The 8,407-nt window shown below is 67.8% G+C and carries 9 protein-coding genes and 1 pseudogene; 2 read left to right on the forward strand and 8 right to left on the reverse strand.

What is annotated here, in order from left to right:
• The 8 genes from AC2VOP_RS03955 to AC2VOP_RS03990 all read right to left on the reverse strand — a co-directional run.
• Positions 1 to 589 (reverse strand): DnaB-like helicase N-terminal domain-containing protein (locus AC2VOP_RS03955; protein ID WP_486959762.1); only part of this gene is annotated, 589 nt, incomplete at its 3' end.
• A 354-nt stretch (positions 590 to 943) separates the two neighbouring features.
• Positions 944 to 1,402 (reverse strand): 50S ribosomal protein L9, encoded by a 459-nt coding sequence (gene rplI / locus AC2VOP_RS03960; protein WP_486959763.1) that lies wholly within the window; start codon positions 1,400 to 1,402, stop codon positions 944 to 946.
• A 35-nt stretch (positions 1,403 to 1,437) separates the two neighbouring features.
• Complete coding sequence (gene rpsR, locus AC2VOP_RS03965) at positions 1,438 to 1,698, reverse strand: 30S ribosomal protein S18 (protein WP_486959764.1); 261 nt, start codon at positions 1,696 to 1,698, stop codon at positions 1,438 to 1,440.
• Positions 1,699 to 1,728: 30 nt separating this feature from the next.
• A complete protein-coding gene (locus AC2VOP_RS03970) occupies positions 1,729 to 2,244 on the reverse strand; it encodes a single-stranded DNA-binding protein (protein ID WP_486959765.1) in 516 nt (171 codons plus the stop codon).
• Positions 2,245 to 2,366: 122 nt separating this feature from the next.
• Positions 2,367 to 2,657 (reverse strand): 30S ribosomal protein S6, encoded by a 291-nt coding sequence (gene rpsF / locus AC2VOP_RS03975; RefSeq protein ID WP_486959766.1) that lies wholly within the window; start codon positions 2,655 to 2,657, stop codon positions 2,367 to 2,369.
• A gap of 175 nt (positions 2,658 to 2,832) precedes the next feature.
• Positions 2,833 to 4,470 (reverse strand): glycosyltransferase family 87 protein, encoded by a 1,638-nt coding sequence (locus AC2VOP_RS03980; protein WP_486959767.1) that lies wholly within the window; start codon positions 4,468 to 4,470, stop codon positions 2,833 to 2,835.
• Entirely contained in the window at positions 4,467 to 6,989 is a 2,523-nt protein-coding gene (locus AC2VOP_RS03985; RefSeq protein ID WP_486959768.1) for a transglycosylase domain-containing protein, read from the reverse strand. The genes AC2VOP_RS03980 and AC2VOP_RS03985 overlap by 4 nt, the downstream gene beginning before the upstream one ends.
• On the reverse strand, positions 6,982 to 7,407 hold the full coding sequence (locus tag AC2VOP_RS03990; RefSeq protein WP_486959769.1) for a DUF5318 family protein: 426 nt from the start codon (positions 7,405 to 7,407) through the stop codon (positions 6,982 to 6,984). Before AC2VOP_RS03990 ends, AC2VOP_RS03985 begins: the two co-directional genes overlap by 8 nt.
• Positions 7,408 to 7,595: 188 nt before the next feature.
• On the opposite strand from AC2VOP_RS03990, the gene AC2VOP_RS03995 reads away from it, so the two are divergent.
• The gene (locus AC2VOP_RS03995; RefSeq protein WP_486959770.1) at positions 7,596 to 8,138 is read left to right on the forward strand and encodes a PadR family transcriptional regulator; all 543 of its coding nucleotides are present in this window, start codon (positions 7,596 to 7,598) and stop codon (positions 8,136 to 8,138) included.
• Positions 8,139 to 8,207: 69 nt separating this feature from the next.
• Positions 8,208 to 8,407, forward strand: a pseudogene (locus AC2VOP_RS04000) (inositol-3-phosphate synthase); the annotation flags it as partial.

Below are 8,407 nucleotides of genomic sequence, written 5' to 3' on the forward strand. Positions count from 1 at the left end.
CGATGGCATCGATCTCGTCCATGGTCGGTTGCAGCAGGTCTTCCAGCGGGACGAAATCCTCGGACAGCCGCCGCTCGGTGACCTCGTAGATCTCGGCCTGCGCGCGGTCGACCACCCCGGCGACGTCGGACCCCTCGGCGCCGGCGTAGCCGTACTGCACCACCCGGGTGCCGGCCTCCACCAGCCGGCGCAGCAGCGACTTCTCCGCGACAATCCCCGCGTAGTAGCCGGCGTTGGCCGCCGTCGGCACGGTCGCGATCAACGTGTGCAGATACGGCGCGCCCCCCACCCTGCGCAGCAGGCCGCGGCGATCCAATTCGGCCGCGACCGTCACCGCGTCCGCCGGCTCACCGCGGCCGTACAGGTCCAGGATGGCGTCGTAGATGTTCTGGTGCACCGGGCGGTAGAAATCGCCCGGCCGGAGCCGCTCCAGCACGTCGGCGATCGCGTCTTTGCTCAACAGCATGCCGCCCAGCACCGACTGCTCGGCGACCATGTCCTGCGGCGGCTGCCGACCGAACCCCTCGCCGGGCGGCGGGACGTCGGTGTCGGGGTAGCCCGGATTACCCAGGTCGTCGACGACCGCCATGCGCTACCACCTCCTCCGGCAATCTCATCGAACGCATATTCGACGATAGCTGCATCCGACGCTAGGGCAGAGCACCGACAACACCGTGTCGGCATCTCCCGGATGCCGCTGCCGCCCCGCGACGGGTTGACGGTAGACGTTGCCAGCGACGCCGCCAAACGGGGTTGTTCATGGCGTTGTGCATCGGATGGGGATATCCACCCCCGCTGATGTTGGCCGAGTGGGGAACGCCTGTGCACCAACGGGTATCGGCGCGGCGTTCTCGCAGATAAGCGCCGCCCACGGTGACCGATTCGGTGTGGAGGAATCCTCTTCGGCGTGTCGAATCGAGTCGATGTTTCGGGCGTGTTGCGTTTAGGTTGCCGCGACGACCTCGAGGGTGACCTGGATGTCGACCTCAGGATGCAGATGCACCGAAACCGGATGGGTGCCAACAGCCTTGATGTGCGCCTTGGGCAGGTGCACGATCCGCTTCTCCAACTTCGGTCCGCCGGCTTTCTTGATGGCGGCGACCACATCGCCGGCGGTCACCGAGCCGAACAACTTGCCGGAGTCCGAGGAGGTCTTCATCGGCAACCGAACCGGACCCAACGCCTCGATCGCGGTCTTGAGTTCGTCGGCGTGCTCACGGTCGCGCACCGTCTTGGATTCGCGGGCGCGGCGGATGGCGTCGGCCTGCTTCTGCGCGCCGCGCGAGGCGACGATCGCCAACTCTCGCGGGAGCAGATAGTTGCGCCCGTACCCGTCTTTGACCTCGACGGTGTCGCCGGGAGCACCGAGATGCTCGACCTCCGCGGTCAGGATCAGCTTCATCGGGTTTCCTGCCTTCTTCGTCGGTGCCGAATCGCCTACCGCGCCGATGCGGTGAACGGCAGCAGCGCTACCTCGCGGGCGTTTTTCACCGCCAGCGCGATATCACGCTGGTGCTGCACGCAGTTGCCGGTGACCCGGCGCGCGCGGATCTTGCCGCGCTCGCTGATGAAGGTGCGCAGTAGCGTGGTGTCCTTGTAGTCGATCACCTGGGCTTTGTTCTTGTTGGAGCAGAACACGCACTTGCGCGTCTTGATCGGCTTCTCGGGAGCCGGTCGTCGTCTGTTGGATTTAGCCACCTGGGTCTCTCTTTCGTCGCTGTCTTGTCTTCAGAAGGGCGGTTCGTCGTCGCCGCTGCCGAACGAACCCGAGGCGGGCGCGCTGCCCCACGGGTCCTCGCCGGCTCCTGTACCGGTCGCCGCGGCCTCGGCCGCCGGTTGGGCCTGCCCGCCGCCGAAGCCGCCGCCACCGCCGCCACGGTTGACCTTGTTGACCTTTGCGGTGGCATACCGCAGCGACGGGCCGATCTCGTCGACCTCGAGTTCGACCACGGTGCGCTTCTCCCCTTCGCGGGTCTCGAAGGAGCGCTGCCGCAGCCGTCCGGTCACGACCACCCGGGCGCCGCGGGTGAGGCTTTCGGCCACGTTCTCAGCCGCCTCGCGCCAAACGCTGCACCGCATGAACAGGGCTTCGCCGTCCTTCCATTCGCCGCTCTGGCGGTCATAGATGCGCGGCGTGGACGCCACCGTGAAGTTCGCCACGGCCGCGCCGGACGGGATGAATCGCAGCTCGGGGTCCGCGGTCAGGTTTCCGACGACGGTAACGGTGGTTTCACCAGCAGCCACGGGGGCCTCCTGAAGTTGATTGCCTGTTCTGGGGCGAGCCTACGCATCGGCCGACACCGTGCCTAGTCAGCCCAGTCAGCACAGTCAGCCCAGCCAGCCCAGTCAGCACAGTCACCGGGTTGTCACGACTTGTCGGTGCGCATCACTTTGGTGCGCAGCACCGATTCGTTCAGGTTGAGTTGACGGTCGAGTTCGGACACCGACGCCGGGGCTGCCTTCACGTCGACAACGGCGTAGATGCCCTCGGCATGCTTGGCGATTTCATAGGCCAGCCGGCGCTTGCCCCAGATGTCGACCTTGTCGACCGTGCCGCCGTCCTTGCGGATGACGTTGAGGAACGCCTCCAGCGACGGTGCCACGGTGCGCTCGTCGAGGGTGGGGTCGAGGATGACCATGATTTCATAGGGACGCATGCGTACCTCATCACCTCCTATGGTCGTGTGCGGCCACGGGCTGCTGTGTGTCTCCCCGTGGCAGGAGGGTCGCCTGCGCCGGCAACGCCATCAGGGTAGCTGACACCGACTGGGCTGGTGAAATCGCCCGCTTCACCGCGGGCCCGACACCGTCACTAAAGCTCACTAAAGCTCACTACAGGCTCGACGGCACCGCACTCCCGGCCCGCGTGTAGTCGGGCGCGACCGGCCGCAACCAGGCCGGCAGCCACACCGGCGGGTGATCGGGGGCCCGGTCGAACACCCCGCCGGCTGGATCGTCCAATCGGCCGTGCCAGCGCACCAAATCCTGGCCGGGCCGGTAGATCTGGCGGATCACCAACGTGCACAACCCCAGCACCGCGATGTCGCGCAGCAGCACGGTGGCGGTGAACCACTGCTCGGGCAGCCCACGATTATCGACGCTGTACAAGTAGTACATTCGCGGCACCCATACCAGCGCATCGACGGTCATCCACGCCAGCAGAACCCGGCGGTGCGGAACGGCCAGCACCGCCAACGGCACCAGCCACAGCGAGAACTGCGGACTCCAGACCTTGTTGGTCAGCAGGAACGCGGCAACCACCAGAAATGTCAACTGGCTCAGTCGCGGCCGGGCGGGCGCGGTCAGCGCGACATAGCCGATCCCCGCACAGCACAGCGCGAACAGCACCGTCACCACCGTGTTGAGCACTATCGGCGGCTGCCAGAAGCCCAGTCCGGCGTCGAATCCCGGCCACCCGGTGAACGACTTCACCACGTTGAACACCGAGTCCATGTCGTCGCCGCGGCGGGTGTTCAGCCGGAAGAACTCCGACCAGCCGCGGGGAAACAGCACCAGCACCGGAAGGTTCACTGCCAGCCAGGTGGCGACCGTCGCCACCGCGGTCCGGGCTGCCGCACGCAACCGGCCGGTGCGCAGTCCCAGCACCAGCAGCGGACCCAGAAACAACGCCGGGTAGAGCTTAGCCGCCGCGCCCAGGCCGATCAGCACACCGGCCCCCACCGGTCTGCGCCGCGCCCAGGCCAGCAACCCGCAGACAGCCAACGCCGTTGCCAGCGCGTCGAAGTTGGTAAAGATCTGAAAGATCACCAGCGGCGACGCCGCCACCAGGGCCGCGTCCCAGATCCGCCGGCCCGCCAACCCGGCGGTGGCCCAGACCGTGGCCAGCCACGCCAGTGCCAGCCCGAACGCGGCGACGTCGAAGAACACCACCACCTCGGCGACTCCACTCAAGGCGGGGACCGCAATCAGCTTGCTCACCTCGGTGTAGGTCTTGGCCAGCGCCATCGCCGTGTACTGGTAGACCCCGGTCAGCACCGGGTACTCCATGTAGCGCACCGCGGGCCGGCCGTCGTAGCGGGTCTGCGGCTTGCCGGACGGATCGGTCTCGACCCAGCTGGACTTGTAGGGAAACTTGCCCTGACTCAACAGCTCCGCGCCGTAGAGCGGCACCGTGTCGGAGTAGCACAGCTGGTAGTAGGCCCGTTCATGGTCCCAGTTGGCGACCCGCTGATCCGGGGTACCGGTTCCGCGGGTCTGCAGGCAGGGCGCTTTGGTCGTCCACCCCAGCGCCAGGAAGACCACGGCGATCGCGAACATCACCCGCACCGGCGTGCAGAACCGGGCCCGCCCGATCAGCGCGTGGCGGCCCACCGGACCGCCGATGGTGTTCGACAGCGCATGTGTGAGCGGGTCAGTGCGGCTGGGGAAGTCGCGGCCGTCGACGCTGCGCAGGTCAGCCACGAGCGGCCGCGGCGACACAGTGACACGGCGCGGTGCGGAGTCGATCACGGCGGCGGCGGTGGAGCCTCCGGCGGCCCCGGCGGGGCTTCCTGCGCGCCCGCCGGCGGCGGCGGGGACTCGGACGCGCCCGGCCGGGGTGGAGTCTCCGGCGGCCCGGGCGGGCCCGGCGGCAGCGCCGGGCCGATCGGAATGGTGGTAGGCGGCCCGATCGGGATGACGACTCCGGGCGCTATCTCGATGGTCGGCTGGATGACGGTTTCTGAGGGCGGCGGGGGTTCCTCCGGCGGCGGAGGCGGCGGCGGCGCGGCCGGAACCCCGGCGTATCCGCCGATCTCGGTCGGTTTGGGGAAGGACTCGATGTCGGTACCTTTCAGCGCGCCGTCCATGGTCGCCTTCCAGATGTCGGCCGGCAGGCCCGCCCCGTACACCGGCCCGCCCCACCGGCTTTTCAGCGGCTGGTCGCCGCTGGCGGTGCCGACCCACACCGCCGTCGACAGCGACGGCGTGTAGCCGACCATCCAGGCGTCCTTGTTGTCTCCGGTGTCGCCCAGTTGCGTGGTGCCGGTCTTGGCCGCCGAGGGGCGCCCGCCGGCGAGGTTGTGCCCCCGCGACCACCCGGCGATCGGTTCCATCGCCGCTGTGACGTTGTCGGCCACCGCCTTGGGAATGCGCTGTTCGCTGGTGGTGTCGGCGGTGCCGGCGTCGAAGAGCACCCCACCGTCTGCGTTGACAACCTTCTGCACGAAGTGCGGCGGGTGGTAGACGCCCGAGTCGGCCAGCGTGGCGTAGGCCGAAGCCATGTCGATCACCCGGGTTTGGTACTGACCCAGGACAACCCCGCCTTCGGGTGGTCCGCCCTTGCCGTCCTGCGACAGGGTCTGCGCTACACCGGGGAAACTCTGAGCGACACCAGCCTGATGCGCTGCGTCGGCGACGTCTTGCGCGCCGTTCTTCAACTTCAGCATCAGGCGGTAGTAAGCGGTGTTCAGCGAGCGTTTGAGCGCCTCGGCGATGTTGCAGACGCCGCAGCTGTCGCCCTCGGCGTTGGTGATCTTGATCCGGCCATGTTCGATGGTCAACGGGGCGCTGTCTACCTGATAGCCCAAACCGATGCCTTGCTCCAGCGCCGCCACCAGCGCGAACACCTTGAACGACGATCCGGTCTGCAGCCCGGCCTGGGCGAAGTCGAACCCGTTGGGGTCGGAACCGCCGTAGTAGGCCCGCACGGCTCCGCTGCGCGGGTCGATGGATACCACCGCGGCTCGCAGGTCCGGATTCTGCCCGTCGAGGTACGTCGCCACCGCCTGCTCGGCGGCGTGCTGAGCGCGGGTGTCGATGGTAGTGGTGATCTGCAACCCCTGCGTGTTCAGTGTCTGCTCGTCGATGTCGAACAGGTCGAGCAGCTCCTTGATCACCTGGCGCTCGATCAGCCCGTTGGGTCCGGTCGTCAGGTTCTGCGAAAGGGCCTGCTCGGGCGGCACGGTCGCTGGAAATACTTGCGCGGCCCGGTCGCTCGGCGACAACGTACCCGTCTCCACCATGCCGTCGAGCACCCAGTTCCACCGACTGGCCGCCCGCTCGGGGTCGACCGCGGGATCCAGGGCGGACGGTCGCTGGATCACCGCCGCCAACAGCGCTCCTTCGGCGACGTCGAGCTGCGCGACCGGTTTGTCGAAGTACGCCTTGGCCCCTGCCGCGATTCCGTAAGCGCCGCGGCCGAAGTAGATGATGTTCAGGTAGGCCTGCAACACCTCATCCTTGGACCACGCCCTGGACATCTTCGTGGCGATGACCAGTTCCTTTGCCTTGCGGACCAATCCACCCACTCCGGCGCGTCGCGATCCGACCAGCGCGTTCTTGACGTACTGCTGCGTGATGGTCGACCCACCCTGCGTGTCGCCGCCGAAGATGTTGTTGCGTATCGCACGGACAAACCCGGCCAGCGAAAAGCCGGGATTGGAGAAGAAGTTGCGATCCTCGGCGGCCAGCACTGCGTTTCGCACGTGCATCGGCACCTGGTCAAGGTCGACGTCGACGCGATTACCTTCCGGCGGAACGATTTTGGCGAGTTCAGAGCCGTCGCTGGCAAGGATCGTCGACACTTGATTGGTGCGGATGTCCTCTGGCCGGGGAATGTGGACAACGACATAGGCCATCGCGAACGTGACGACCGGCAGGACCAGCAGCACAGCGGCGGTGATACTCAGCCCCCGCCGGACCCACCGCCAATTCAGCCGCCGCAGGTCTTGCCGCAGCGCCGCGAGGATGTCGGCACCGCTGGGCCGGGCGGGACCGGGCCGCAGGGGTTCGCCGGACGGCGGCAGGCCGTCATCGGCTCGCCGCGGACGCTGCCCCGGCGAGGACCCGGGCCCGCTCAGCGCCTGCTCGCCTTCCCGCGGCTCAGCCTCCAGCGCCGCCTTGACGGCCTCGATCGGATCCCGCAGATCCGGTGGAAGGTCGTCGGCCACGCGCGGAACGATCACGGTCGACCCGTCTCCGGAGGAGACCGCCCCACGGGCCGCTGATCCGGCCCGGGTCTGATTGCCCGAGCTGTCCTGGCTATTCACTGGCCGTGCGTGCGCCGTCGCGCGCTCTTCGCCTGCCCGGGGAGCCCCTCGGCGGACGGGCGGCGCCGAGCACATACGACTTCACCAGGTGATTCCAACTGCAGGTACGGCACACCTCGACGACATGCACGGAGAACTCCGCGTGCCGGGTGGCGAGCAGGACCAACTCCTCGGCGGTACGCGCTGACCCGGATACCGCGCCCAAGTGGTCACCGAACACCCACGACACCAGTGTCAGCTGCTCTTTGCGGCAGATGGGGCACACCACCGAGCTGGGCTTCCCGTGAAACCTCGCGGCCCGCAGCAGATACGGGTTGGCGTCACACACCTCGGCCACCCCGGTACGTCCGCAATACACCTCAGCCAGCAGGGAGCGGCGCCGAAGCGCGTAATCGACCACCTGCCGCTGCAATTGCACGGTGACCAGAGTACGACGACCCTCGCGTATGACGAGGCAAACTCCCGCGGAGCGTGGCTATCGTCGGCCGTCGGCCCCACCCCTGTCCTTGGCATCGGTTATATCGGCGCGATACTATGGCGCGAAGCGTCGGACCAGTATGCGGCCCAGCGGTGGCCCAACAGCAGCCCAGCAAAGGAGGTGGCTCGGTGCTCGAGCTGGCCATCCTGGGACTTCTGTTGGAGTCGCCGATGCACGGCTACGAGTTGCGCAAACGACTGACCGGTTTACTCGGGGCGTTTCGCGCTTTCTCTTACGGCTCGCTGTACCCCGCCCTGCGGCGGATGCAGGCCGCGCGGCTGATCGTCGAGGACGCCGCGCCGGCCGGCACCCCGGTGCGCCGGGCCCGCCGGGTGTACCGGCTGACCGACGCCGGCCGCCGGCGCTTCACCGAACTCGTGGCCGACACCGGGCCGCAGAATTACACCGACGACGGCTTCGGCGTGCACTTGGCCTTCTTCAACCGCACCCCCGCCGAGGCGCGCATGCGCATTCTGGAAGGTCGGCGCCGCCAGGTTGAGGAGCGTCGCGAAGGCCTGCGCAACGCGGTGACACGGACCGGCAGCTCGTTCGACAGGTACACCCGCCAACTGCATCAGCTGGGGCTGGAGTCCAGCGAGCGCGAAGTCAAGTGGCTCAACGAGCTGATCGCGGCCGAACGCGTCGCGCAAGGCGGAGCCGAACAGACGTGAGCTAGCCCGGGTGAAGGCCCGGCGACGTGGGTACGGCATGACATCGGTGGAAGTGAGGAGAACGTCGATATGAGTGAACAAACCGCGCCAGCGGCGGCACCAGAGGTGCGCGTGGCCATTGTCGGCGTCGGCAACTGCGCATCCTCGCTGGTGCAAGGCGTCCAGTACTACACCGACGCCGACGACACGGCGTCGGTGCCCGGCCTCATGCACGTGCGGTTCGGCCCGTATCACGTGCGCGATGTCAAGATCGTCGCGGCGTTCGACGT

The sequence above is a fragment of the Mycobacterium sp. TH-M106 genome, from assembly GCF_057473765.1.

Bases quoted from the DNA above. Each gene is read 5' to 3' on its own strand.
- rpsF (WP_486959766.1), bottom strand. From the start codon at position 2,657: ATGCGTCCCTATGAAATCATGGTCATCCTCGACCCCACCCTCGACGAG.
- rplI (WP_486959763.1), bottom strand. From the start codon at position 1,402: ATGAAGCTGATCCTGACCGCGGAGGTCGAGCATCTCGGTGCTCCCGGC.